The organism is Streptomyces sp. NPDC088762 (assembly GCF_044750905.1).
In the GTDB taxonomy this organism is placed as follows: Bacteria; Actinomycetota; Actinomycetes; order Streptomycetales; family Streptomycetaceae; genus Streptomyces.
Map to the genome: position 1 here is coordinate 174,188 of NZ_JBIVKT010000015.1, position 25,122 is coordinate 199,309.

A 25,122-nucleotide genomic window follows, 5' to 3' on the forward strand; every position below is an offset into this window, starting at 1 on the left:
CCGGGCTCCGCCCCTGCCCCGGGGCAGAGCCCCCGGCAGCGGCCCCGCACACGCAAGCGGCGGGCACCCGGGACTCCCGGATACCCGCCGCTCGGCAGCAAAGAAGGTCAGACCACGATCAACGCGTCCAGCGGAGCCTCGCCCAGCGCTCCGGCGAGCTTCGCCCGGCCGGGGAGGAAGGACAGCTCCATCAGGACCGCCACCCCGGCGACCTCGGCCCCGGCCCGCCGGATCAGCGAGAGCGAGGCTTCGGCGGTGCCGCCGGTGGCCAGCACGTCGTCGATGACCATGACCCGGTCACCGGCCGACAGGTCCTCGGCGTGGACCTCGATCTCCGCGGTCCCGTACTCCAGCTCGTAGGACTGCGCCAGCGTCGCCCCCGGCAGCTTCCCGGCCTTGCGGACCGGCACGAAGCCGACCCCGGCCTGTACGGCCACCGGAGCCGCGAGGATGAACCCCCGCGCCTCCAGCCCGACGATCTTCGTCGCGCCGTACTGCGCGGCCAGCTCCACCAGCGTCTGCGTCAGCGCGGCGAACGCCTTCGGGTCCGCCAGCAGCGGGGTGATGTCCTTGAACATCACGCCCGGCTTCGGGTAGTCCGCCACGTCCTTGATACGGCTGAGCAGCAGCGCCCGTACGTCCTCGGACAGGAGCTCGCTCACCGGCGCCGCCCCGGCCGGGCCTGCGCCGCGACCTGCGGCTCGCCCTCGGCGCCGGCCTCACGGCCGTCCTCCGGGGACTCGCCCTTCGCCGCCGCGGCCGCCCGCTTGGCCAGCACCCGCTTCTTCAGCGCCTTCATCGCCGGCTCGCGCTCCTTGAGGTCCACGACCAGCGGGGTCGCGATGAAGATCGAGGAGTACGCACCGGCCGCGAGGCCGACGAACAGCGACAGGGAGATGTCGTTCAGCATGCCGGCGCCCAGGAAGCCACCGCCGATGAACAGCAGGGCCCCGACGGGCAGCAGCGCCACGACGGTGGTGTTGATCGAGCGGACCAGGGTGCCGTTGATGCTGCGGTTGGCGATCTCGCTGTACGTCCAGCGGGTCTGCTTGGTGATGTCCTTCGAGCCCTCCTTCAGACCGTCGAAGACGACGACGGTGTCGTAGAGGGAGTAACCGAGGATCGTCAGCAGACCGATGACCGTACCCGGGGTGACCTCGAAGCCGACGAGCGCGTACACGCCGACGGTGATCGTGAGGTCGTGGACCAGGGCGATCAGTGCCGCGACCGCCATCCGCCACTCGAACGCGATGGCGAGGTAGAGCACCACGAGGACCATGAAGACGCCGAGGCCGGTCCAGGCCTTGTTCGCGATCTGCTCGCCCCAGCTGGGGCCGACCAGGTCCGCGTTGATGTCGGCCTCGGTGACCTTGAGGTCCGTGGCCAGCTGCTTCTTCACGTCGGCCGCGGAGTCGGTGTCCAGACCGGAGATCTGGATCCGCAGGCCGCCGGTGCCGAGCTCCTGGACGATCGCGTCGTGGCCCGAGGCCTTCTCCGCGTCCTCGGTCGCCCTGGCGACGGACACGGCCGTCTTCGGGGTGGTGAAGACGGCACCGCCCTTGAACTCGATGCCCATGTTGAGGCCCTGAACGGCCAGGGCCACGATCGCCGTGATGGTGATCAGGATGGAAACGCCGTACCAGACGAAGCGCTTGCCGACGAAGTCGTAGCCGACCTCACCGCGGTACAGCTTGGCGCCGAGATCTCCCAGCTTCGACATCTCTCACGCCTCCTTTGCGTCGACGGGGACGGGGGCGGAGCCGGTGCGGCGGGACCGGCGCAGCGGCGGCTTGGCGCCGAGCCGCTTCGGGTCCAGTCCGGACCACGGGTGGCCACTGGCGAAGAAGGCCGTACGCGCCAGCAGCGTCATGATCGGCTTGGTGAAGAGGAACACCACGACCACGTCGAGCAGGGTCGTGAGACCGAGGGTGAAGGCGAAGCCCTGCACCTTGCCGACGGTGACGATGAACAGCACCGCGGCCGCCAGGAACGACACGAAGTCGGAGACCAGGATGGTGCGCCGGGCCCGCGGCCAGGCACGCTCGACGGCCGGACGCAGGGTGCGGCCCTCGCGGATCTCGTCGCGGATGCGCTCGAAGTACACGATGAACGAGTCCGCCGTGATGCCGATCGCCACGATCGCACCGCAGACGGCGGGCAGGTTCAGCGCGAAGCCGATGCCCTTCCCCAGCAGCGCCATGATCGTGTAGGTGAGGATCGCGGAGACCATGAGGCTGACGATGGCGACGAACGCCAGGCCCCGGTAGTACACCAGCAGGTAGATCACCACGAGCAGCAGGCCGATGGCACCGGCGATCAGGCCGGCCTTCAGCTGCTCACCGCCCAGGGCGGCCGTGACGGTGGTGACGCTGTCCTCGCTGAAGGAGAGCGGCAGGGCGCCGTACGAGAGCATGTTGCCCAGGTCCTGCGCGGACTGCTGGGTGAAGCCGCCGGAGATCTCGGCGTTGCCGCCGGTCAGCGCCTGGCTCACGGACGGGTCGGAGATGACCTCGCCGTCGAGCACGATCGCGAACTGGTTCTGCGGCATCTGCTTGGTGGCCAGCTCACCGGTGATCTTGGCGAACTTGTCGGCGCCCTTGTCGGTGAACTGCATGGTGACGATCCACGCACCGCGCTGGGGGTCGATGACTCCCTTGGCGTCCTTCACGTCCTGGCCGCTGACCTGGGCCGGGCCGAGGATCCACTTGCCCCAGGCGGTCCCGCGCTTGCCACAGGCGAGCATCGGGTCCTCGGGCTTGGCGCCCTTGCCGGCGGCGGCGCGCTGCGCCTCGTCGGCGCAGTTCAGCGCCGCGAACTTCGCCTGCAGGTCGGCCGCGGCGGCCTCGTCGGCCGACGGGGGCGTCGACGCCGAGGGGGACGGGGCGGCCTTGTTGTCGTCTGCCTTCTTCGACTCGCTCGCCGACGGCGTGGGAGTGGGCGCGGTCGGGGCCTTGAGGGCCTCGCTGATCGCACGGCCCTGGGAAGTGGCGCTGGACGACGGGGTTGCCGACGGCGTCTTGCCGTCCTGGGCCTTGGGGGCGCCGGAGCCGCTCGCGGAGGGGCTCGGGCTCTGCGTGCCCTCGGGGGCGGCCGGGGAGCCGTCCGCGAAGGCGAGGACCGGGCGGAAGTACAGCTGGGCGGTGGTGCCGACCTGCTCGCGCGCCTGCTGCTCGTTCGTCCCCTTGGGGATGTTCACGATGATGTGGTCTTTGCCCTGCGTCTGAACCTCGGCCTCCGACACGCCGAGCCCGTTGACGCGGCGCTCGATGATGCCGACCGCCGTGTTCATGTTGGTCGGGTTGACCGCGTCGGGCTTGCCCGGCTCGCTCTTGGCCTTGAGCGTGATGCTCGTGCCGCCGGCGAGGTCGATGCCCAGCCGGGGAGTCGTCTGCTTGGAGAGGAACATCCCCGCGGTGAGCGCCACCATCGCGATCAGGATGACCGCCAGGGCGCGCCCCGGCCTCCCCTGAGCCCCCGTGGGCCGCCGGCCCTTCTTCGGTGCTGCCACCTTGTCGTTTCTCCCTGTCCAACCGCCCCGCGCCGGGTCAGCGCGCGGACGGCCACGAAAATGTGTGGTGGGGACCCCTGCCCCCCGCAGAAGTGTCACTGACGGGGACCGCGGAAGCCGCCGGTCAGGCGCTTCCCGGTCCCCGGCCGCGCGCTACTTCGCGCCGGCCTCGCCGTCGGCCTTGCCGTCCTTGGGCTCGTCGCCCTTGGGCGCCTCGTCCTGGGGCGTTTCGTCCTTCTTGCCCAGGTCGAGCTTGGGAGCCTCGGCCTCGTCCTTCGTGAGGTCCGTCTTCGGAGCCTCGGTCAGGGAGGACGCGTCGTCGGGGACGACCGGCGTGTCGCTCTGCGGCTCGTCGTCGATGCCGTGGACGATGCGGTTGTACTCCGCGTCCTCGAGGACGGCGCCGATGGCGTTCTTCGCGTAGATCGCGTGGACGCCGGGGGCCACCTCAAGGGTGACGGTGTCGTCGCCGATCTCCTTCACCGTGGCGTACATGCCGCCGATGGTGCGGACCCCGGTACCGGGCGTCATGTGGTCGCGCATCTGCGCGGCCGCCTGCTGCTTCTTCTTGGCGGAGCGGGTCATCAGGAACATCGCGCCGATGAGCACGATGAACGGGAGGAGTGTCATGAGACTCACGGGACGGAGATCCTTCGCACGACCGCACGGGAGACGGCCTTTTTCTACGGGGGTGGGCACACCGACCCGAAGGGTCGGCATCGGCGGAGTCTAGGCGAGTCCGCACCGATGGAACAACGCCCAGCATGGCACCGCAGTTCCTGGGGGCGCGAACCTCCGCGCCGTCAGGCCCCGAACAAGCCCTGTTGTCCGCTTGATCCAGTCCCGTGCTGCCGGGGCGGTACGAGCCCCAGGTGAGCCCATGCGGCGGGCGTCGCGACGCGCCCCCTTGGGGTACGGGCCAGCAGGCCCTCGCGGACCAGGAAGGGCTCCGCGACCTCCTCCACGGTCTCGCGCTCCTCGCCGACGGCGACGGCGAGCGTGGACAGCCCGACGGGGCCGCCGCCGAAGAGCTTGAGGAGCGCCTCCAGCACGGCCCGGTCCAGCCGGTCGAGCCCGCGCGCGTCCACCTCGTACACCTGGAGGGCGGTGCCGGCCACCTCGCGGGTGATCACGCCGTCGGCCCGGACCTGGGCGTAGTCGCGGACGCGGCGCAGGAGGCGGTTGGCGATGCGCGGGGTACCGCGGGAGCGGCCGGCGATCTCGGCGGCGCCGTCGGCGTCGATCTCCACGTCGAGGAGGCGGGCGGAGCGGTGGATGACGCGCTCCAGCTCCTCGGGGGCGTAGAACTCCATGTGCCCGGTGAACCCGAACCGGTCGCGGAGCGGGGGCGGCAGCAGCCCGGCCCGTGTCGTCGCCCCGACGAGGGTGAAGGGCGGCAGCTCCAGCGGGATGGCGGTCGCGCCCGGCCCCTTGCCGACGATCACGTCGACGCGGAAATCCTCCATGGCCATGTACAGCATCTCCTCGGCGGGCCGGGACATGCGGTGGATCTCGTCGAGGAAGAGCACCTCGCCCTCCTGGAGGGAGGAGAGGATGGCGGCGAGGTCGCCGGCGTGCTGGATCGCGGGGCCGGAGGTGATCCGGATGGGCGCGCCCATCTCGGCCGCGATGATCATCGACAGCGTCGTCTTGCCGAGGCCGGGCGCGCCCGAGAGCAGGACGTGGTCGGCGGTGGCCCCGCGCTGGCGGGCCGCCTTCAGGACGAGGTCCAGCTGCTGGCGGACCTTCTCCTGCCCGACGAACTCGCCGAGGTCCTTGGGGCGCAGCGCCGCCTCGACGGCGGTGTCCTCCCCGTCGGCTGCGGCGGCGACCAGCCGGTCCGGCTCGGGGATGGTGCTCTCGTCGTCCCAGTTCACGGTGTCAGTCTGCCTTCTGCATCTCTGTGGTGGTCGGTGCGGGTGGCGGTGGCTGCACGTGGGCCGCTGCGCGGAGCTGCTCCCCGCCCCGCCCTTTCACCGTTTCCCGGGGCTCCGCCCCGGCGAGGCTGGAGGTGCGCAGCACATCTCAGCCTCGCCGGCGTTCGAGGCGCGGGGGTCCGGGGGCGGAGCCCCCGGGGAACGGTGAAAGGGCGGGTACGGGACGGCCCCGCGCAGCGGCACGACGGTCAGCGCGCACGGTTCAGGGACTGGAGGGCGGCCCGGAGAAGCTGCGGGACGGGGGCGGAGCCACCGGCGGCGATGGCCGCCTCGGCCTGCGGGGTCACTGCGGAGACCGCCTCCTCGGCCTCCCGGGAGGCGTAGCCCAGGCCGATCAGGGCGGCGGACAGCTGCTCGGTCCAGGGGGCCGGTCCGGCGGCCACAGCCCGCTGGGCGCCGACCAGTCCGCTCGCTCCCAGCGGAGCGCCCAGCTTGTCCTTCAGCTCCAGCAGCAGCTTCTGCGCGCCCTTCTTGCCGATCCCCGGGACCGCCGTCAGCGCCTTCTCGTCGCCCGTGGACACGGCCAGCCGCAGAGCGTCCGGGCTGTGGACCCCGAGCATCGCCTGCGCCAGCCGCGGTCCGACGCCGCTCGCGGTCTGGAGCAGTTCGAAGACCTGCCGTTCGTCGTCGTCGGCGAAGCCGTACAGCGTGAGCGAGTCCTCCCGTACGACCAGCGACGTCGCCAGCCTGGCGGGCTCGCCCACCCGCAGGCCGGCGATGGTGTTCGGCGTGCACTGCACGGCCATGCCCACTCCCCCGACCTCGATGACGGCCAGGGTGGGGGCGAGCGCGGCGACGGGGCCGCTGACGAAGGCGATCATCGGGTACGGCCTTTCGAGGCGTGCAGGGCGACCGCCTGCTGGAGGCGGCTGTGGGCGGGGGCCCGCCAGATGTGGCAGATGGCGAGGGCGAGGGCGTCGGCGGCGTCGGCCGGCTTCGGGGGCGCGTCCAGCCGGAGCAGCCGGGTCACCATGGCTCCGACCTGGGCCTTGTCGGCCCGGCCGCTGCCGGTGACGGCAGCCTTGACCTCGCTCGGGGTGTGCAGCGCGACCGGTATGCCGCGGCGTGCGGCACACAGCATGGCGACGGCGCTGGCCTGGGCGGTGCCCATCACGGTGCGGACGTTGTGCTGGCTGAACACCCGCTCCACGGCGACGACTTCGGGCCGGTGCTCATCGAGCCATTCCTCGATGCCCCGCTCGATGGCGACGAGCCGGTGGCCCAACTCCGCATCCGCGGGCGTCCGTACGACCCCCACCCCGAGCATGGCCAGGGGACGGCCGGCGACACCCTCGACGACGCCGACACCACACCGCGTCAGCCCCGGGTCCACACCGAGAACTCGCACGCCGTCCCCCTGCCTTCGATCGTCTGCCGGTGTTCGTGCAGGTTATCCGGCGCCACTGACAAAGCGGCGGGCCGACGGGGTGTTTCCCGTCGGCCCGCCGCACACAGCCCGTCAGTCTCAGGCGTCGACCTTCTCCATGACCTCGTCCGAGACGTCGAAGTTGGCGAAGACGTTCTGCACGTCGTCGCTGTCCTCCAGCGCGTCGATCAGCTTGAAGATCTTGCGCGCACCCTCTTCGTCCAGCTCGACCTGCATCGAGGGAACGAAGCTGGCGTCGGCCGAGTCGTAGTCGATGCCGGCGTCCTGGAGGGCGGTACGGACCGCGACCAGGTCGGTGGCCTCGCTGATGATCTCGAACGTGTCGCCGTTGTCGTTGACCTCTTCGGCGCCGGCCTCGAGCACCGCGCCGAGCACGTCGTCCTCGGACAGCTCGCCCTTGGGCAGGATGATGACGCCCTTGCGGTTGAACAGGTACGAGACCGAGCCCGGGTCGGCCATCGAGCCGCCGTTGCGGGTCATGGCGACGCGGACGTCGGAGGCGGCGCGGTTGCGGTTGTCGGTGAGGCACTCGATGAGCACCGCGACACCGTTGGGACCGTAGCCCTCGTACATGATCGTCTCGTAGTCGGCGCCGCCGGCCTCGAGGCCGCCGCCGCGCTTGACCGCGGAGTCGATGTTCTTGTTCGGGACCGAGCTCTTCTTGGCCTTCTGGACGGCGTCGAAGAGCGTCGGGTTGCCGTCGATGTCAGCGCCGCCCATACGGGCCGCGACCTCGATGTTCTTGATCAGCTTCGCGAAGAGCTTGCCGCGCTTGGCATCGATCACGGCCTTCTTGTGCTTCGTCGTAGCCCATTTAGAGTGGCCGGACATCCGCCTGTCTCCTTCGCGTAACCAACAGTGTTCGTCTCCGATCCTACCGGGACCGGATTACAGCCCGGCGCGCACCATGTCGACGAAGTACGCGTGGACGCGATCGTCGCCGGTGAGCTCGGGGTGGAACGAGGTTGCGAGGACGTTGCCCTGGCGCACCGCGACGGTGTGTCCGTCGTACGTGGCGAGCACCTCTGCGGAGGCGCCGACCGACTCGACCCACGGGGCGCGGATGAAGACGCCCTCGACCGGGCCGTCCGCGATGCCCGCGAAGTCGATCTTCGCCTCGAAGGATTCGTTCTGACGACCGAAGGCGTTACGGCGCACGATCATGTCGATGCCGCCCAGGGTCTCCTGGTCCTCACGGCCGTCCAGCAGCTTGTCGGCCAGCATGATCATGCCGGCGCAGGTGCCGTAGACGGGCATGCCCGCGGCCACGCGCTCGCGCAGCGGCTCCAGCATGCCGAACAGCACGGCGAGCTTCGACATGGTCGTGGACTCGCCACCGGGGATCACCAGGGCGTCGACCTCGGCGAGCTCCTCGGGACGCCGGACCGGCCTGGCCACGGCGTCGGCCGCGGCCAGGGCGATCAGGTGCTCCCGTACATCGCCCTGGAGAGCCAGGACACCGATCACGGGGGTGTTGGTCATGGCTCGACTACCAGCCGCGGTTGGCGTAGCGCTCGGCCTCGGGGAGGGTGTCGCAGTTGATGCCGACCATGGCCTCGCCCAGGTTGCGGGAGGCGTCCGCGATGATCTTCGGGTCGTCGTAGAAGGTGGTGGCCTTCACGATGGCGGCGGCGCGCTTGGCCGGGTCGCCCGACTTGAAGATGCCGGAGCCGACGAAGACACCCTCGGCGCCGAGCTGGCGCATCAGGGCGGCGTCGGCCGGCGTGGCGACGCCACCGGCGGAGAACAGCACGACCGGGAGCTTGCCGAGCTCGGCAACTTCCTTGACGAGCTCGTACGGGGCGCGCAGCTCCTTGGCGGCGGCGTACAGCTCGTTGTTGTCGAAGCCGCGCAGCTTGGCGATCTCGTTCTTGATCTGGCGCAGGTGGCGGACGGCCTCGACGACGTTGCCGGTGCCGGCCTCGCCCTTGGAGCGGATCATGGCCGCGCCCTCGGCGATGCGGCGCAGGGCCTCGCCCAGGTTGGTGGCGCCACAGACGAAGGGGGTGGTGAACGCCCACTTGTCGGAGTGGTTGACCTCGTCGGCCGGGGTCAGGACCTCGGACTCGTCGATGTAGTCGACGCCGAGGGACTGCAGCACCTGGGCCTCGACGAAGTGGCCGATGCGGGACTTGGCCATGACGGGGATGGACACGGCCTCGATGATCTCTTCGATCATGTTGGGGTCCGACATGCGCGCCACGCCGCCGTCCTTGCGGATGTCGGCCGGGACCCGCTCGAGGGCCATGACGGCGACGGCGCCGGCGTCCTCGGCGATCTTCGCCTGCTCGGCGTTGACCACGTCCATGATCACGCCGCCCTTGAGCTGCTCGGCCATGCCGCGCTTGACGCGCGAGGTGCCGATGGCCGACTCAGCGGACTGGGGGGAGGTGGGAAGCGTGCTCACGGATTGACCTCACTCGAAAGGAAGACGGGTACTACCTGGCTGAGGAAACCCCACCGACCAGTCCACTACAAGGGCCAATGTGGAGCCGGTGGCCCTTTCATTTTGTCCCCTGCGGCCCTAGGCAGACGAAGAGACAGCCCGACCGGGCCTAGGCCGGCCGGTCGGCGAGATCGGCGGGGGGCTCGTCGTCCATCTCGAACGCCAGGGGGAACGGCGCGTGCCCCGCCAGCCGGAACCAGCGGACCTTGCGGTGCCTGCGCAGGGCCCGCGCGGCCCGTACGGCGTCATTGTGGAACCGGCGCGCCATCGGCACCCGCCGCACCGCCGCCGCCAGCTCCTCCGTGGCCTGCGCCCCGCCCGGAGCGGCCTTGAGCACCTCGACCTGGTCGGCATCGGCGAACACCGCCCGCAGGGCCTGGCTCAGCTCGCTCTCCGCGACCTCGCGCTGCTCCTCCTCGGCCTGCCGGGCGGCGTGAGCGGCCTCGTACAGCACGAGCGACGACGCCGGGTCGAGCACCCCGGAAGTGGCCACCTCCACCACCACGGAGGCCCGCCGCACCAACTGCGCGTCGAGCGCGGCCCGAGCGGCGTCCATCCGCGAGTGCAGCCGGTCCAACCGCCCGGCGGTCCAGCTGAGGTAGACCCCGATGACACCGAGCGCGAGGGCAATCCAGACAAGGGTTTCGATCACGGGCGGCGACACTACCCTTTGGGCCGCGCCCGCTCCGAGCCGGACCCGGTCACGAAGTCACCTCAGGCAGCGCCGTACTGCCGCCTCGATCTCCCGGGGGCCGGGCACCGGTGGGGACCCGGCACCCCAGTGCCGGCGGGCCGCGGCGAGTTTGCCGGCCAGTTCCAGGCACAGCCTCTCCCGCTCGACCGCGTCGTCGGCGCCTGCGATGCGCCGACCCCAGCGCACTGTGTCGACCACCGCGGACTTCACCGCCTCGAATGCGAGGTAGAAGTCCAGACCGGCCCGTCGGCCGGTGCGGCACTCGTCCGGCGCCGACCGATCCCACCCCTCCGTCACGGCCTGCCGCTGGGCGGGCGTGTAGGACATCTTGTGGAGGTGGTCGGCGAGGTCGTAGACGGGATCACCCCAGAGGGCGAGTTCCCAGTCGAGGAACGCCACATGTCCGTCATCAGCCAGGATCATGTTCTTGCGGTGGATGTCCGCGTGCAGTAACCGGAAGGGGCGTTCGGCGAGCCGGCGCGCCCGGTCGCCGAGCGCGCCACAGGGGTCCTCGGGGACAGCGAGGGCCTCGTACAGACGGCCGGTCGCCTCGTCCCCACGGTGCCTGATCGTGCGCACGAGGCCCATGAGGAGCTCCGCGAACCCGGCTGTGTCGCCGTCGGCCGGCCAGTCCCCCGCCATCGGCGGCAGCGCGGAAGCCGGGATCCGCAGGAGGGTTCCGAAAAACCCTTCGATGCCCTTCAGCACCGTGTCCGGCAGCGGCTCGCCGTCCGGGGCGACTTCGTCGACCCGTGGGCCGGGGATGTATTCGTGGATCTGGAATTCGGGGTCCCGGCTCGCGTGCAGGAGGCGCGGGGCGGAGGGCACATGGCGCTCGATCGCCTCCAGCAGTTCGGCCTCCGGCCAGAGCGTCAGGTCCATGTGCTCCGACCCGCTGCCCCGGATGCGGACGAGTACCGGACCGCAGCCGGTCTCCACCCGCACATTGCGGTTGTAGAACCCGGACAGGACGGTTTCCCGTGCACCGGCCTCCTCGTACAGGGCGATGGCGTCCACGGCTATGCCTCCAGCCAGGGGGCGAGGGTCCGCGCGACCCGCTGCGGGGTCAGGTCCTCGGGTGAGCCCCACACCCGGCGGGCTGCGTTCACCTTCTTGACCAGGCGCCCGATGAGGAAGTCCCTCTCCGGCTGCGTGGCGTCGGTGAGCTGCTTCGAGTAGCGGACCGTGTCGACGATCGCCGATTTGATCCGTTCATGAGCCATGTAGAGGTCCAGGTCCTCGAGCGGGCCGACCGTGGACTGCTCCGGCAACGTGTCCCGCCACCGTCGCAACACCGCGGCCCGCTGGTCCTCCGGGTAGTCCATCTTGTGGAAGTGGATCCCGATCTCGTACATCGGGTCCCCCCACAGGGCCAGCTCCCAGTCGAGGAACCAGGTGACCCCGTCGGCCACGATCATGTTCTTGCGGTGCAGATCGGCGTGGAGCACGGCGAACGGGCGGGGAGTGAGCGTGTCCCAGCGCGACTCCACCACCGCCAGCGGGTCGGCCGGGATGCCGAGCTCCGCGAAGACTTCCCCGTACTGACCTCCGTACGTCGAGTGGACGTCCCGTGTGAGCCCGGCCAGCAGGCGGCCGAAGCCTCCGCTGTCACCCGAGGCCGGCCAGTGGGCGGGCACCTCCGGGGCCTTTTCCGGCGGGATCCGTACCAGCTGGTCCATGAGGGTGACCACATCGCCGAGCACGTTGACGGGCACAGAACTTCCCCGGGGCGAGAAGCTGTCGAGCACCCGGCCCTCGATGAAGTGGTGAACCTGGAACCGGGGCTCCTCGGAGACGTGGCGCAGCTCGGGAACGCGGCCGACGTAGGGCCTGATGGAGGCGAGGACGTCCTCCTCCCGCCACAGGCGCAGATCCATGACGTCGGCAGCCGCGAGGGGGATGCGCACGTTGACCTTGCCGTCGGCCGTGGGCACCCCCACGTTCCGGTTGTAGTAGCCCGCGGCGGCTTCGTCTGCCGCGAGGGCCCGGCCGTACAGTTCCAACCACGTCACGAGGCCACCTCGATGAACATCGACAGGACGTCTTCCGTCCGCTGGTCGAGGTCCTCCGCCGCTCCGGGGATCCGCAGCGACGGGCGGGCCCGTTCGGCCAGCGCCATGATTTCCTGATCTGCGACGCCGATCCGCTCGGCCGCACGGTGAATGGCCAGGATCAGCGAAGGATAGACCTGGCAGATCTCGAACTCACGGGCCGCGTGCAGCAAGAGGTCCCGTGTCGCCTCCCGCTCCCCCCGCCGCAGCAGCAGGAACGCCCGGAACATGTCCGCCCTGGCCCGGCCGGAGCGGTAACCGGCCCGGTCGAGCGCGGCATTGGCGTTGTGGAAGGACTGTTCCGCCCTGTCCAGCCGGCCCAGCCGGGTCTGGGCGATACCCATGGCCGTGTAGACCTTTCCGATCTCGTGCTGGGCGCCGAGGTCCAGTTGGACTTCGAGAGCGCTCCCCGCCTCCGTGACGGCTGCCTCGGGATCGGTGAAAGCCAGGAGCTCCGCGCGGTTCGTCCGTATGTTGGCGAGGCCGATGACCGCACCGGCCGCGCGGTACTCCTCCTCCGCCTGGTCCATCAGCTCCTCGGCGCGGCCGAAGTCCATCAGGAACCGGTGGCCGAGGTGCATCAGGCGCTTGAGGTCGCCCCGGGTCACCCGCTCCTCGGGGGCGCAGATCCCGTGGACCTCCTCGGCCAGGGCGAAGGCCCCCTCGAAGTCGCCCTGCCACATCCTGATGTCCGAGACGCACAGGCCTGCGGAGGTCCGGGCTTCTCCGTCGTGCTCCTCCCAGACCTTCTCGAAGATGCGCGCCGCGAGGCTGCTCTCTCCCGCGATCCTCCTGGCATTGGCGCCCGCCAGTGCCAGACGTGCCGAGACCACCGACCGGACCGGCGCCTCCCCCGCCAGCGTGAGCGCAATGGCGCCATTGGCGTCACCGAGCTCGAGCTTCGACTCGGCCTCGAGGCAGTCGGCGGCGTCACGGATACCGTCGAGAGCGGCAGTGTCCCCTTCGGTGCCCACCGCTGACGCCAGATGGTCGCGGAGGTCCTTGACCATGCCGTCGACGGCCTGCCGGCTGCTCATGCCGATGGCCCGGTCGGCATGCTTGAGGATGCGCTCGGGTGAAAGGTTCCCGGCGTGCAGTCCGTGGTAGACCGCCTCGCGCAGCGGCGAGGAACGGGCTACTCCCCCGCTCTCCGTCCCGGCCTCCACCCGGTCCGCCAAGCCCTCCCAGTGCTCCCGCAGCACGGAGTGGACGTGCCGCCTCACCGCCGGCGAAAGATGCCCCTGCAGAGCCGCGATCATCAGTTGGTGTAGGCGGTACCACCCTTGGGGGAGCGGGTACGCGAAGGAGTACGCAGTCAGGGACTCCCAGGTCAGCAGGTTCGTGGGCAGGTCGAAGGTCCGGCCGATGACCCGGAACACCTCCACGTCGAAGGTCCGCGCGATGCTGAGCAGTTCCAGGATCCTGACCTCGTCGGGCGCGACGTGCTGGAGGAACCGCTGGACGATCTCCTCCGACGTTCCGGCGTCCGCGTCGAGGGCGGGGTTCTGGAGATGGGTGTCCACGGCGAGGTGGAGGTAGAAGGGCACCCCGGCGCTCGCCTCGGCGATCGACCTCTGCCGCGGGATCTCCGTGATCCCCGCCTGCGCCAGCAGGTCGAGCCGGGCGGCCATCGGCAGGCCGCCGACCCGGGCCTTGCGGATCACCGCCGCCCAGTCCCGGTCGTACGCCGCCCACGGCAGCGCCTCCCGGCTGGCCAGGACGGTCAGCCCGCCGTCCAGCTGACCCAGCAGGTCGCGCACCCAGGCGTCGGTGGCGAAGCTCCGTCCGCCGGGCAGCGGTGTCGGCACCATCGCCTCGTAGGCATCCACGAAAAGTACGTAGGGCCGCTCCCGGGCCGACTGGCGCATCTCCTGTGCGAACAGGTACGTCACCGCGTGGCCAAGCTCGGCGTTCGACAGGCCGTCCAGCTCCTGGAGCGTCGGATCCGCCTCGATCCGCTGCCGACGCTGCCGGTTGGCCATGGCCCGTCCGGTGAGCCGCACCAGGCCCGCCGCCGTCCCGAAGACCGGCAGCCCCATGGCCTCGTCGAGGATCTTCGACAAGACCTCGCTCTCCTCGGCGAAGGGCGTGTTCCTCCGGTCCATCTGCAGCTGCGGGTGAACGCGCTGCCACAGGACGGCGTAGGCGATGTCGAAGCGGTCGAACTTCACGCCCTGCGCGCCGAATTCCGTACGCAGGACGGCGAGCGCGTCCTCCTGCTGCCGGAGTGTGGGCAGCTGCAGGTCGAGCCGGGCCGTTCGGAAGGATTCCGGCGTCCGCTGTCGTAACTCCTGGAGCAGGCGCGACTTCCCGATCCCTCCGATGCCGACGACGTTGAGGATCCTGGGGCGCTCGGCGATGTCCCGCAGCTCCTCGTCGTATACGGCGAGGAGTCCTTCACGGTTGAAGAACTGTCGCTGCAGTGCCGAAACCCGGCGGTAGCGCGGCCTGATGGACAAGGTGAATCCCCCCGGTTCCTCTACGGTCCAGAGGCGAGGCTACCCGCATCCGGGAGGCGCGCACCCGTGGCGTTCCACGCCGAACAGCCGTCTGACGTAAGCCGGTTCGGCGTGGCGGAGGCCGCCCCCGGGGATCTCAGGAGCCGGCAGAGTCCTTCGAGAAGCCCAGGCGGGTGCGGAGGGGGACCCGTTCGTCTTCGGCCACCGCGGCAGCGCCGTCGGTGACCGTTTCGTAGACCGCGAGGATGTCCGCGCCGACCGTGGACCAGTCGAAGCGGCGGACGTGGGCCGAGCCGCGGGCGCTGAGTTCCTTGCGGCGGGCCGGGTCGCGCAGGAGGGCGATGGCGCCGGCGGCCAGGGCGTCCGCGTTCTCGTTGGTGAAGAGGTCGCCCGCACCGCCCTGGTCCAGGACCTGGGCGAAGGCGTCCAGGTCCGAGGCGAGGACCGCCGCGCCCGCCGAGAGGGCTTCCACCAGGATGATGCCGAAGCTCTCGCCGCCCGTGTTCGGGGCCACGTACACGTCGACGCTGCGCAGCAGCCGGGCCTTGTCCTCGTCCGAGACCATGCCGAGGAACTCGACGCGGGAGCGCAGGTCCGCCGGGAGGGCGGCCACCGCCTCCTCCTCGTCGCCGCGGCCCGCCACGAGCAGGCGTACGTCCGGGCAGGCTGCCACGATCTGCGGGAACGCCGCCATCAGCACCGGCAGGCCCTTGCGCGGCTCGTCGATGCGGCCGATGAAGCCCAGGGTCTGGCCGGACCAGGAGGGGTTCGGCTCCGCCTTCGCGAAGAAGTCGACGTCGACCCCGTTGGGAATGACCACCGCGTCGCCGCCGAGGTGCTCGACGAGCGTGCGCCGGGCGTACTCGCTCACCGCGATCCGCGCGCTGATCTTCTCCAGCGCCGGCTGGAGGATCGGGTAGGCGGCGATCATCGCGCGCGAGCGCGGGTTCGAGGTGTGGAAGGTCGCCACGATCGGGCCCTGCGCCGCCCAGCAGGACAGCAGGCCGAGCGAGGGCGAGGCCGGCTCGTGGATGTGGATCACGTCGAAGGTGCCGTCGTGGAGCCAGCGGCGGACCCGCGCGGCGGAGAGGAAGCCGAAGTTCAGGCGGGCGACGGAGCCGTTGTAGGGCACCGGAACGGCCCGCCCCGCCGAGACCACGTACGGCGGCAGCGGGGTCTCGTCGTCCGCCGGGGCCAGGACCGACACTTCGTGGCCGAGGCGGATCAGGTGCTCCGCCAGGTCCCGGATGTGGAACTGGACGCCGCCCGGCACGTCCCACGAGTACGGACACACGATGCCGATCTTCACTACGGGCGCTCCCCCTGGTCGGTCAGATCGTCCAGCCACAGCCTCTGCAGCATGTGCCAGTCTTCCGGGTGCTCGGCGATCCCCAGGGCGAACGCGTCCGCGACCGCCTGGGTCATGGCCGAGGTCTTCTCGACCCGGGTCCCGGTCTTCGGCTGCTCCACCTCGGGGTGGATCCGGCCGTACATCTTGGGCGAGTCCCCGTAGTACAGGGTCACCGGGAGCAGCGCCGCCCCCGTCTGCTGCGCCAGCAGCGCCGGCCCGGCCGGCATGCGTGCCGCCGCGCCGAAGAAGTCCACCTGGACCCCGGAGGCCGACAGGTCCCGGTCCGCGACCAGGCAGATCAGGCCACCGGAGCGCAGCCGGCGGGCGAGGGTGCCGAAGGCGGCCCCGCCGTTGTGCGGCAGGACCTCCATGCCCAGGCTCTCCCGGTAGGCCACGAAGCGGTCGTAGAGCGACTCGGGCTTGAGTCGCTCGGCGACCGTGGTGAACGGTATGCCGAGGTGACCGGTGGCCCAGGCACCGGCCAGGTCCCAGTTGGCCAGGTGCGGCAGGGCCACGATGACCCCGCGTCCGGAGGCGACGGCCTCGCGCAGGATGTGCTCGTCCTTGATCTCGACGTCCGTGCCGAAGCGCCGCGCGTCCATCGCCGGCAGCCGGAAGGATTCCATCCAGTAGCGCATGTACGAGCGCATGCCCGCCTGCGACAGCTCGCGCAGCCGCTCCGGCGTCGCGTCCGGCACCACCCTGGCCAGGTTGGACTCCAGCCGCAGCACGCTCTTGCCGCGCCGCTTCCAGGCCACGTCCGCGATCTTGCGGCCGAGCGCGACCGCCGCCGGCTCCGGGAGTTTCTTCACTCCCGCCCAGCCGAGCCCGTACAGCCCGTCGACCAGCTTGTCCTTCACCGTCGCCCCGCCCCCCGCCGCCATCAGGCCGCCCCGCCCTCGGCGGTCGCCGCCGCGGCGTCGGCCTCGGCGGACTCGCGGCGTACGGTGACCACCCGCTGGATCAGGGTGACGAGCGAGCCCGCGGCCACGATCCACAGGGCGATCGGCAGCAGCACCCCGATCCAGGACGGCACCCCGAAGGTCTGCAGACCGGACAGACCGGCTGCGACCAGCGAGATCACCAGGCGCTCGGCGCGCTCGATCAACCCGTTGACGGCCACCGGCAGGCCGATCGATTCGCCGCGCGCCTTCGTGTACGAGACCACCTGACCGCTGGCCAGGCAGAAGATCGCCACCGCGCACAGCACGTTGTCGTTCCCGGAGCCCGCGTACCAGAGCGCGAGCCCGCCGAAGATCGCCGCGTCCGCCACCCGGTCGAGGGTGGAGTCGAGGAAGGCGCCCCACCGGCTGGAGACGCCGGCCTGGCGGGCCATGTTCCCGTCCACCAGGTCGGAGAAGACGAAGAGGGTGATGGTGATCGTGCCCCAGAAGAACTCGCCCCGGGGGAAGAAGACCAGCGCTCCCGCCACCACTCCGGCCGTGCCGATCAGGGTGACCGCGTCCGGGCTCACCCCCCGCCGGAGCAGAAAAGCGGCGAATGGCGTGAGAACACGCGTGAAGAATGCACGCGCGTACTTGTTCAGCATGGCCTTCCCGGAGGGTCGCTGGGCCGCACGGCCACCACGGCCACCGGCTGGCCCATCGTAGCCAGCACGCCGCCTCCCGGATGCCGCGCACCCGCCGGTTCGTGCCGCGTAGGACGCACTTCACGCCGGGGACCGCCGCCGGCGGCCCCGGGGGCGTCCCCGGGTACGACGTATGGACGCGGTGTGACAGCAGTGCAAAGCTCAAAGAACCCCGTTTCTTCCTCCGTCACCACCGGGAGGCGCGAGCACCATGGGAGCCACATCACACCAATCCGGAGCCGCCGGCAGGGCACTGGCGGCCGACCGCCCCTCCTCCGTACGGAATGTCGTGCTGGTCGGCCACAGCGGATCCGGCAAGACCACGCTGGTCGAAGCCCTGGCCCTGACCGCAGGAGCGGTCAATCGGGCCGGCCGGGTCGAGGACGGCGGGACCGTCTCCGACTACGACGAGATCGAACACCGGCAGGAAAGGTCCATCCAGCTCTCCCTCGTCCCCGTCGAATGGGGCGGAATCAAGATCAACATCCTGGACACCCCGGGATACGCCGACTTCGTCGGAGAACTCAGGGCCGGTCTGCGCGCAGCGGACGCGGCCCTTTTCGTCGTCTCGGCCTCGGACGGGATCGACGGCGCCACCCGCATGGTCTGGGACGAGTGCGAGGCCGTCGGCATGCCCCGCGCCATCGTCGTCACCCACCTGGAGGCGGCCCGCTCCGACTACACGCAGATGACCACCGTCTGCGGCGAGATCTTCGGCGCCGACGACCCCGACGCCGTCATCCCGCTCTACCTCCCCCTGCACGGCCCCGCCGGCCCCGACGGGCACGCCCCCGTCACCGGCCTGCTCGGCCTGCTGTCCCGGCGCGTGTACGAGTACGGCTCGGGCGAGCGCGTGGCGCGCGACCCGGACGCCGCCGAACTTGCCCTCATCTCCGACGCCCGCTCCCGCCTCATCGAGGGGATCATCGCGGAGAGCGAGGACGAGAGCCTCATGGACCGCTACCTCGGCGGCGAGGAGATCGACTTCAAGACCCTCGTCGACGACCTGGAGCGGGCGGTGGCCCGCGGCACCTTCCACCCCGTCCTGATGGCCGCACCTGCTCCCGAGGGCGGCAAGCAGGGCCTGGGCACCGTGGAACTCCTCGAACTGATCATCGGCGGCTTCCCCACGCCCCTGGAGCGCCCCGCCCTCACCGTCACCGCCCCCGACGGCTCCCCCCGCCCCGCCGTCACCTGCGATCCCGACGGCCCGCTGCTCGCCGAGGTCGTGAAGACCTCCTCGGACCCCTACGTCGGCCGCGTCTCACTGGTCCGCGTCTTCTCCGGCACCCTGCGCCCCGAGGCGACCGTCCACGTCTCCGGCCACGGGCTGGCCGACCGCGGGCACGAGGACCACGACGTCGACGAGCGGATCGGCACCCTCACCTCGCCCTTCGGCAAACAGCAGCGCACCCTGGAGAAGTGCATCGCCGGCGACCTGGCCTGCGTGGCCAAACTCACCAGGGCGGAGACCGGCGACACCCTCTCCGCCAAGGACAACCCGCTCCTGATGGAACCGTGGGCCATGCCCGACCCGCTGCTCCCGCTCGCCATCGAGGCCCACAGCAAGGCCGACGAGGACAAGCTCTCCCAGGGCCTGGCCCGCCTGGTCGCCGAGGACCCCACCATGCGGCTGGAGCAGAACCCGCACACCCACCAGGTCGTCCTGTGGTGCCTCGGCGAGGCCCACCAGGACGTCGCCCTCGAACGGCTGCGCACCCGCTACGGCGTCCAGGTCGACCCCGTACCCCACAAGGTGAGCCTGCGCGAGACCTTCGGCGCGAAGGCCGCCGGCCGCGGCCGGCACGTCAAACAGTCCGGCGGCCACGGCCAGTTCGCCATCTGTGAGATCGAGGTCGAGCCGCTCCCGCCCGGCAGCGGCATCGAGTTCGTCGACAAGGTCGTCGGCGGAGCCGTGCCCCGCCAGTTCATCCCGTCCGTGGAGAAGGGCGTACGGACCCAGGCGGCCCGAGGGGTCTCCGCCGGATATCCGCTGGTCGACGTACGGATCACCCTGCTCGACGGCAAGGCGCACTCGGTGGACTCCTCCGACGCCGCCTTCCAGACCGCGGGCGCCCTGGCCCTGCGCGAGGCGGCCGCCGACGCCCGCATCCACCTCCTCGAACCGGTCGCCGAGCTCGCCGTGCTCGTCCCCGACGAGTACGTCGGCCCCGTCATGAGCGACCTCGCCGGCCGCCGCGGCCGCGTCGTCGGCACCGAACAGGCCGATCCCGGGCGCACCCGGGTCCGCGCCGAGATCCCCGAGATCGAGATCGGCCGCTACGCCATCGAGCTGCGCTCCGTCTCGCACGGCACCGGGCGCTTCGCCCGGGCCTACGCCCGCCACGAGCCGATGCCGCCCCAGATCGCGGACAAGGTGCGCGAACAGGCCGGGAAGGGAAGTTGATTGGTGTAGCAGCACATCGGCCGCCCACCCAACCAGCTTGCGGTGGGCGGCATTTCCCTGTCCCATGACCCATGGGGCGGGATCCGCCGATAGGCTCGTCGGCGCACCAAAAAGCACGAACGCACAGCGATGGGGGCAGCGGTGGCGGACGACGGATTCGACTTCAGGCCCGGAGCGCAGATCCCTCTCCAGGGGGGCGGGGGGCAGACGGCGGCGACGAACGCCCTCGCCTCCGCGGCGTACCGCGACGGCGGCAAGGACACCAAGCTCGCCGCGATACTCGACGCCAACAACGAGAACCACGCCGCCACGGTCAAGCCCCCGAAGATATCCCTCTTCGAGCCCAGCCTCGGCGAGGCCTACTGCCGGGCCGTCGAGGCCCGCACCCTCGGCGCCGGCCGCAAACCGCTCATCCAGTCCTTCGGCGCCGACCCGCAGACCGTCGTGGAGCACTGCCTGGCCGCCTCCCGCCTCCGCAAGGAGCGCGACCGCAAGCTCCGCCTGATCATGCTCGTCTGCGGGCTGCTGTTCCTGCCCGGGCTGCTGCTCTGGCTGGGTCTGTTCCAGCTCCGCAAGACCCTGTCCGGCAGCAGGCGCACGTCCTGGATCGGCACCGCGCTCCTGGTCGGCGTCGCCCTGGTGGTGGCGGTGCTGATGTTCCGGCTGCCCTTCAGCGGCTTCCTCGGCCTCTACCTCCGCGGCATGATCATCGCCCCGGCGCTGGGCTGGGTGCTCGCCCGCCGGCTGTGCGAGTCCACCGCCGCCGACCTGCGCGCCCGCTGGGACGGGCTGCTGGACGGTGACGGGATCGGCGCCAAGATCCCGGAGGCGGTCCCCGGCAACCCCGACGAGAAGGCCCGGGAGGACCTGCGCCACCAGCTCGCCAAACTGACCGCTGAGGACCGCAGCAACCAGGTCTTCTACGCGGGCCCCAAGGGCATACTCGGCATGGGCACCCGCTGGGGCAGCTGGCAGATGGCGGAGGAGCTCGCCCCCAGGACCGAGGGCGCCGACATCCACCCCTTCCGCAGCTGGGACGTCATACGCGCCATCGACACCGAGCTGCGCAAGCTCGAACGCGGCCCCCTGCACACCGGGGGCTTCCCGCCGGCCGCCATCCAGCACTGGATCGTCACCCCCGTCGGCGAGGGCGCCGCCGAGGTGGCCCGTCCGACCGGCGAGAACGTCGACACCTTCCTGATCAAGCCGCACGAGATCACCCGGATCTGCAACGAGCAGCAGTTCAGCGCCGGCAACCGGCACTACCTCGGCATCCAGTACCCGCTCTGGGACGGCCAGCTCGTCATCACCATGCTGGTCACCGTGACCGTGCTCTACAAGACGCTGCGCGTGGACGTCACCGCGCACGCCCTGGGCCCCGTCCACGGGCTGTTCACCACGAAGTCCAAGGCCCCGGTGGTGGAGGTGCCCAAGAGCATCCGGTTCTGGGAGACGGTGGAGCGCCCGCTGCCCCTCGTCGACGCCAACGAGGTCGTACGCCTCGCCGTGCGGGCCCCGCTGACCTGGTTCCCGCCGATCCTGGACTACTTCGGCGGCAAGCTGGTCCTGCCGGAGCCCTTCGGGGTGCGGCACGTGTGGGCGGGCTCGATGTGGCGCCACCGGTTCATGGCGGACGACGCCCTGCGCACCGTCGCCCCGGTCCTGAGGGCGGTGCACGCGGCCACCTTCAGGGTGCTGGAGGAGAACGGCGTGGACACGGAGCGCTTCACGAACCGCTCCTCGATCATGAGCGGTCTCATCCAGGAGCCCGCTCCGCGCAAGGCGGACGTCTACGACGCGTAGCCCCGGCCGGGGGCGGGAGCGGGCTGGGTACGCTGAAGGTGCGGGGCAGGCTCCCGCGCCTTCAGCCCGTCGGCCCGGGAGGAGCGACCGTGACCGAACGCAAGCCGCCTGGCGTGAGCTTCGAGTCCTTCGTGGACCGGCAGATCAGGGAAGCCGCCGACCGGGGCGAGTTCGAGAACCTGCCGGGCTGGGGCAAACCCCTGGCCTCGCTCGACGCCCCGTACGACGAGCTGTGGTGGATCAAGGGGAAGCTGCACCGCGAGGGCTTCTCGCCGCTGCCCCCGGCGCTCGCGCTGCGCAAGGAGGCCGAGGACGCACGGGAGGCGGCGCTGGCCGCCCGCACCGAGCGTCAGGCGCGGGCCGTGCTCACGGAGATCAACGAGAAGATCCGGGCGGCCCTGCGCATGCCGCCGCCCGGCCCACCCCTGAACCTGACGGAGTTCGACGTCGAGGACGTCCTGGAGGAGCGGCGCGCCGCACGCACCGCCTAGTGCCGTGGCCCCGGTGAACGTTCCCGGTCACGGCACGAGAGTGCCTCAGCCCGTGGGCCAGGCGTCGGCGAGCATCTGCCGGGTGTCCGCGAGGAGCTGCGGCAGCACCCGCGTGTGACCGACGATCGGCATGAAGTTCGTGTCCCCGCCCCACCGGGGCACGATGTGCTGGTGCAGGTGCGCGGCGATGCCGGCGCCGGCGGCGCTGCCCTGGTTCATGCCGATGTTGAACCCGTGCGCCCCGGACGCCTTGCGCAGCGCGACCATGGCCCGCTTGGTGAGGTCCGCCAGCTCGGCGGTCTCCAGCGAGTCCAGATCCGTGTAGTCGGCGACGTGCCGGTAGGGGACGACCATGAGGTGCCCGCCGTTGTACGGGTACAGGTTGAGCACCGCGTAGACGTGCCGGCCGCGGGCGACGATCAGCCCGTCCTCGTCCGACATCTCCGGAATCCCGCAGAAGGGACACCCGTCGCCGGCCTCGGGGCCGGTGGGCTTGTTCTCGCCCTGGATATAGGCCATCCGATGCGGGGTCCACAGGCGCTGGAACCCGTCATGCGTGCCAACGCCGTTCTGCTGCTCCGGCTCACTCGTCATGGCGGCAAGCATATGACCTTGCCGGTACGGACGGAGAAGGCCCCCGGAAAGTGATCACTCTCCGGGGGCCTTCCTCGTGGCTCAGACCTGGACGCGGTCCTCGACGACCTTGGCCAGCTTGGCCAGCGCCTCGTCCTTGGGGATGCCGTTCTCCTGCGAACCGTCGCGGTAGCGGAAGGAGACGGTGCCCGCGGCCATGTCCTCGTCACCGACGATGATCATGAAGGGGACCTTGAGCTTCTGGTGGTTCCTGATCTTCTTCTGCATGCGGTCGGAGGAGGCGTCCACCTCGACCCGCAGACCCTTCTTCTTCGCCTCGGCGGCGAACTCCTGCAGGTACTCCACGTGCCCGTCGCCGATCGGGATGCCGACCGCCTGGACCGGGGCCAGCCACGGCGGCATGGCGCCCGCGTAGTGCTCCAGCAGTACGGCGAAGAACCGCTCGATGGAGCCGAACAGCGCGCGGTGGATCATGACCGGGCGCTGGCGGGAGCCGTCCGGCGCGGTGTACTCCAGGTTGAAGCGCTCCGGCAGGTTGAAGTCGAGCTGCACGGTCGACATCTGCCAGGTGCGGCCGATGGCGTCGCGCGCCTGCACGGAGATCTTCGGGCCGTAGAAGGCCGCGCCGCCCGGGTCGGGGGTCAGCGGGAGGCCCTGCTTCTCGGCGACCTGCTGGAGGACGGCGGTCGCCTCCTCCCAGACCTCGTCCGAGCCGACGAACTTCTCCGGGTCCTTGGTGGACAGCTCCAGGTAGAAGTCGGTCAGACCGTAGTCGCGCAGCAGGTTCAGCACGAAGGTGAGCGTGCGGTCGAGCTCCTCCGCCATCTGCTCACGGGTGCAGTAGATGTGCGCGTCGTCCTGGGTGAAGCCCCGGGCACGGGTCAGGCCGTGCACCACGCCCGACTTCTCGTACCGGTACACGGTGCCGAACTCGAACAGGCGCAGCGGCAGCTCACGGTAGGAGCGCCCGCGCGCGTCGAAGATCAGGTTGTGCATCGGGCAGTTCATGGGCTTGAGGTAGTAGTCGGTACCACCGTCGAGCTGCATGGGGGGGTACATGCCCTCCGCGTACCAGTCCAGGTGGCCGCTCTTCTCGAAGAGGGCGCCCTTGGTGGCGTGCGGGGAGTAGACGAACTCGTAGCCCTCCTCCTCGTGCCGGCGGCGCGAGTAGTCCTCCATCACCCGGCGGATGATGCCGCCGCGCGGGTGGAAGACGGCGAGGCCGGAGCCGATCTCGTCCGGGATGGAGAAGAGGTCCAGCTCGTTGCCGAGCTTGCGGTGGTCGCGCTTCTCGGCCTCGGCGAGGAAGTCGAGGTGCGCCTTCAGCTCCTCCTTCGACGGCCACGCAGTGCCGTAGATGCGCTGGAGCATCGGGTTCTTCTCGCTGCCGCGCCAGTAGGCGGCGGCGTTGCGCATGAGCTTGAAGGCCGGGATGTTGCGGGTGGTGGGCAGGTGGGGACCGCGGCAGAGGTCCTTCCAGCACAGCTCGCCGGTCTTCGCGTCGAGGTTGTCGTAGATGGTCAGCTCGCCGCCGCCCACCTCGACGTTCGCGCCGTCGTCGGTGGAGGCCGAACCCTTGATGCCGATGAGCTCCAGCTTGTACGGCTCGTCGGCGAGCTCCTCGCGGGCCGCCTCGTCGGAGACCACGCGGCGGGCGAACCGCTGCCCGCGCTTCTGGATCTCCTGCATCTTCTTCTCGATGGTCTTGAGGTCATCGGGAGTGAAGGGCTTGGCGACGTCGAAGTCGTAGTAGAAGCCGTCCCGGACCGGCGGGCCGATGCCCAGCTTCGCCTCGGGGAAGAGCTCCTGCACGGCCTGGGCCATGACGTGCGCGGTCGAGTGGCGCAGGATGTTGAGGCCGTCCTCGGAGGAGATCTCCACCGGCTCGACGGTCTCGCCGTCCTGCACCTCGTACGAGAGGTCCTTGAGCTCGCCCGCGATGCGTGCGGCGACGATGGTGCGCTCGCCGGCGAAGAGCTCCGCCGCCGTAGTGCCCGTGGCCACCACGCGCTCGTCCCGCTCGGAATCGCGTTGGATGATCACACGGACGTCTGACACCGGTCTCTCCTGACTCAGGGGGTGCGCTGGGGAATCACTGCGCGCGTGAATCGTACCGAGCGTTGTGGCTGCGCCGCTAAACGGTTACCGCGCGGCCCCCGATCCCCGGCCCCCGGGGGCCGGCCCCGGTTCGCCTCAATCGCCGGCGGGGCTGGGGTGGCGCCCCCGGGGCGGGGCCCCGTTCCCCGGGCCGGGTGGGGTTCGCCTCAAACGCCGGCGGGGCTGGGGGGTGCCCTCCGGGTGGGGCCGGAGCGGGGCTTGGGGCGGTGCCCCGCCGGAGTGTCTCCTCGGCTCGCGCACGAAGCCCCCGCTTCGACATGTTCAGGGTGGTTGCGCGCTCGTCCTGCG

22 protein-coding genes are annotated in these 25,122 nt (G+C 70.8%); 3 read left to right on the forward strand and 19 right to left on the reverse strand.

Annotated elements, in window-relative coordinates; genetic code table 11:
• Nucleotides 1-107: 107 nt before the first annotated feature.
• The 17 genes from ACIP5M_RS28470 to pgsA form a co-directional block, all read right to left on the reverse strand.
• A complete protein-coding gene (locus ACIP5M_RS28470; protein WP_401202015.1) occupies nt 108-662 on the reverse strand; it encodes an adenine phosphoribosyltransferase in 555 nt (184 codons plus the stop codon).
• Complete coding sequence (gene secF, locus ACIP5M_RS28475) at nt 659-1,720, reverse strand: protein translocase subunit SecF (RefSeq protein WP_401202016.1); 1,062 nt, start codon at nt 1,718-1,720, stop codon at nt 659-661. Before secF ends, ACIP5M_RS28470 begins: the two co-directional genes overlap by 4 nt.
• A gap of 3 nt (nt 1,721-1,723) precedes the next feature.
• Complete coding sequence (gene secD, locus ACIP5M_RS28480; protein ID WP_401202018.1) at nt 1,724-3,508, reverse strand: protein translocase subunit SecD; 1,785 nt, start codon at nt 3,506-3,508, stop codon at nt 1,724-1,726.
• 153 nt (nt 3,509-3,661) lie between these two features.
• A complete protein-coding gene (gene yajC / locus ACIP5M_RS28485) occupies nt 3,662-4,147 on the reverse strand; it encodes a preprotein translocase subunit YajC (RefSeq protein WP_401202020.1) in 486 nt (161 codons plus the stop codon).
• Between the two features lie 164 nt (nt 4,148-4,311).
• Nucleotides 4,312-5,385 (reverse strand): Holliday junction branch migration DNA helicase RuvB, encoded by a 1,074-nt coding sequence (gene ruvB / locus ACIP5M_RS28490; protein ID WP_401202022.1) that lies wholly within the window; start codon nt 5,383-5,385, stop codon nt 4,312-4,314.
• A 248-nt stretch (nt 5,386-5,633) separates the two neighbouring features.
• Nucleotides 5,634-6,266, reverse strand: a complete 633-nt coding sequence (gene ruvA / locus ACIP5M_RS28495) for a Holliday junction branch migration protein RuvA (RefSeq protein WP_401202024.1) — start codon at nt 6,264-6,266, stop codon at nt 5,634-5,636.
• On the reverse strand, nt 6,263-6,793 hold the full coding sequence (ruvC, locus tag ACIP5M_RS28500) for a crossover junction endodeoxyribonuclease RuvC (protein WP_401202025.1): 531 nt from the start codon (nt 6,791-6,793) through the stop codon (nt 6,263-6,265). The genes ruvA and ruvC overlap by 4 nt, the downstream gene beginning before the upstream one ends.
• A 117-nt stretch (nt 6,794-6,910) precedes the next feature.
• Nucleotides 6,911-7,663, reverse strand: a complete 753-nt coding sequence (locus ACIP5M_RS28505) for a YebC/PmpR family DNA-binding transcriptional regulator (RefSeq protein WP_215018839.1) — start codon at nt 7,661-7,663, stop codon at nt 6,911-6,913.
• Nucleotides 7,664-7,720: 57 nt separating this feature from the next.
• Nucleotides 7,721-8,314 carry a pyridoxal 5'-phosphate synthase glutaminase subunit PdxT gene (pdxT, locus tag ACIP5M_RS28510; protein ID WP_401202028.1) on the reverse strand — a complete coding sequence of 198 codons (594 nt, stop codon included), beginning with the start codon at nt 8,312-8,314 and terminating at the stop codon, nt 7,721-7,723.
• A gap of 7 nt (nt 8,315-8,321) precedes the next feature.
• Entirely contained in the window at nt 8,322-9,239 is a 918-nt protein-coding gene (gene pdxS / locus ACIP5M_RS28515; RefSeq protein WP_215018835.1) for a pyridoxal 5'-phosphate synthase lyase subunit PdxS, read from the reverse strand.
• A gap of 148 nt (nt 9,240-9,387) precedes the next feature.
• Entirely contained in the window at nt 9,388-9,930 is a 543-nt protein-coding gene (locus tag ACIP5M_RS28520; RefSeq protein WP_401202030.1) for a hypothetical protein, read from the reverse strand.
• 57 nt (nt 9,931-9,987) lie between these two features.
• Complete coding sequence (locus tag ACIP5M_RS28525; protein WP_401202032.1) at nt 9,988-10,989, reverse strand: aminoglycoside phosphotransferase family protein; 1,002 nt, start codon at nt 10,987-10,989, stop codon at nt 9,988-9,990.
• Nucleotides 10,990-10,991: 2 nt separating this feature from the next.
• Nucleotides 10,992-11,984, reverse strand: coding sequence for a phosphotransferase family protein (locus ACIP5M_RS28530; protein WP_401202034.1), 993 nt, complete (start codon nt 11,982-11,984; stop codon nt 10,992-10,994).
• A complete protein-coding gene (locus tag ACIP5M_RS28535; protein WP_401202036.1) occupies nt 11,981-14,482 on the reverse strand; it encodes a hypothetical protein in 2,502 nt (833 codons plus the stop codon). The genes ACIP5M_RS28530 and ACIP5M_RS28535 overlap by 4 nt, the downstream gene beginning before the upstream one ends.
• A gap of 136 nt (nt 14,483-14,618) precedes the next feature.
• Nucleotides 14,619-15,791 (reverse strand): glycosyltransferase family 4 protein, encoded by a 1,173-nt coding sequence (locus ACIP5M_RS28540; protein ID WP_401202038.1) that lies wholly within the window; start codon nt 15,789-15,791, stop codon nt 14,619-14,621.
• A complete protein-coding gene (locus ACIP5M_RS28545; protein WP_401202039.1) occupies nt 15,791-16,717 on the reverse strand; it encodes a phosphatidylinositol mannoside acyltransferase in 927 nt (308 codons plus the stop codon). The genes ACIP5M_RS28540 and ACIP5M_RS28545 overlap by 1 nt, the downstream gene beginning before the upstream one ends.
• The gene (gene pgsA, locus ACIP5M_RS28550; protein ID WP_401202041.1) at nt 16,717-17,382 is read right to left on the reverse strand and encodes a phosphatidylinositol phosphate synthase; all 666 of its coding nucleotides are present in this window, start codon (nt 17,380-17,382) and stop codon (nt 16,717-16,719) included. The genes ACIP5M_RS28545 and pgsA overlap by 1 nt, the downstream gene beginning before the upstream one ends.
• A gap of 250 nt (nt 17,383-17,632) precedes the next feature.
• Here pgsA and ACIP5M_RS28555 point away from each other — a divergent pair, with 250 nt between their 5' ends.
• From ACIP5M_RS28555 to ACIP5M_RS28565, 3 genes are all read left to right on the forward strand, one after another.
• On the forward strand, nt 17,633-19,828 hold the full coding sequence (locus tag ACIP5M_RS28555; RefSeq protein ID WP_401202043.1) for an elongation factor G-like protein EF-G2: 2,196 nt from the start codon (nt 17,633-17,635) through the stop codon (nt 19,826-19,828).
• Nucleotides 19,829-19,969: 141 nt separating this feature from the next.
• Nucleotides 19,970-21,631, forward strand: a complete 1,662-nt coding sequence (locus tag ACIP5M_RS28560; protein ID WP_401202045.1) for a hypothetical protein — start codon at nt 19,970-19,972, stop codon at nt 21,629-21,631.
• Nucleotides 21,632-21,720: 89 nt separating this feature from the next.
• A complete protein-coding gene (locus tag ACIP5M_RS28565; RefSeq protein WP_401202047.1) occupies nt 21,721-22,122 on the forward strand; it encodes a DUF1992 domain-containing protein in 402 nt (133 codons plus the stop codon).
• Between the two features lie 45 nt (nt 22,123-22,167).
• On the opposite strand, the gene ACIP5M_RS28570 is transcribed toward ACIP5M_RS28565, so the two are convergent.
• On the reverse strand, nt 22,168-22,728 hold the full coding sequence (locus tag ACIP5M_RS28570; protein ID WP_401202048.1) for an HIT family protein: 561 nt from the start codon (nt 22,726-22,728) through the stop codon (nt 22,168-22,170).
• Between the two features lie 69 nt (nt 22,729-22,797).
• Nucleotides 22,798-24,774, reverse strand: a complete 1,977-nt coding sequence (thrS, locus tag ACIP5M_RS28575; protein ID WP_401202050.1) for a threonine--tRNA ligase — start codon at nt 24,772-24,774, stop codon at nt 22,798-22,800.
• Between the last annotated feature and the right edge of the window lie 348 nt (nt 24,775-25,122).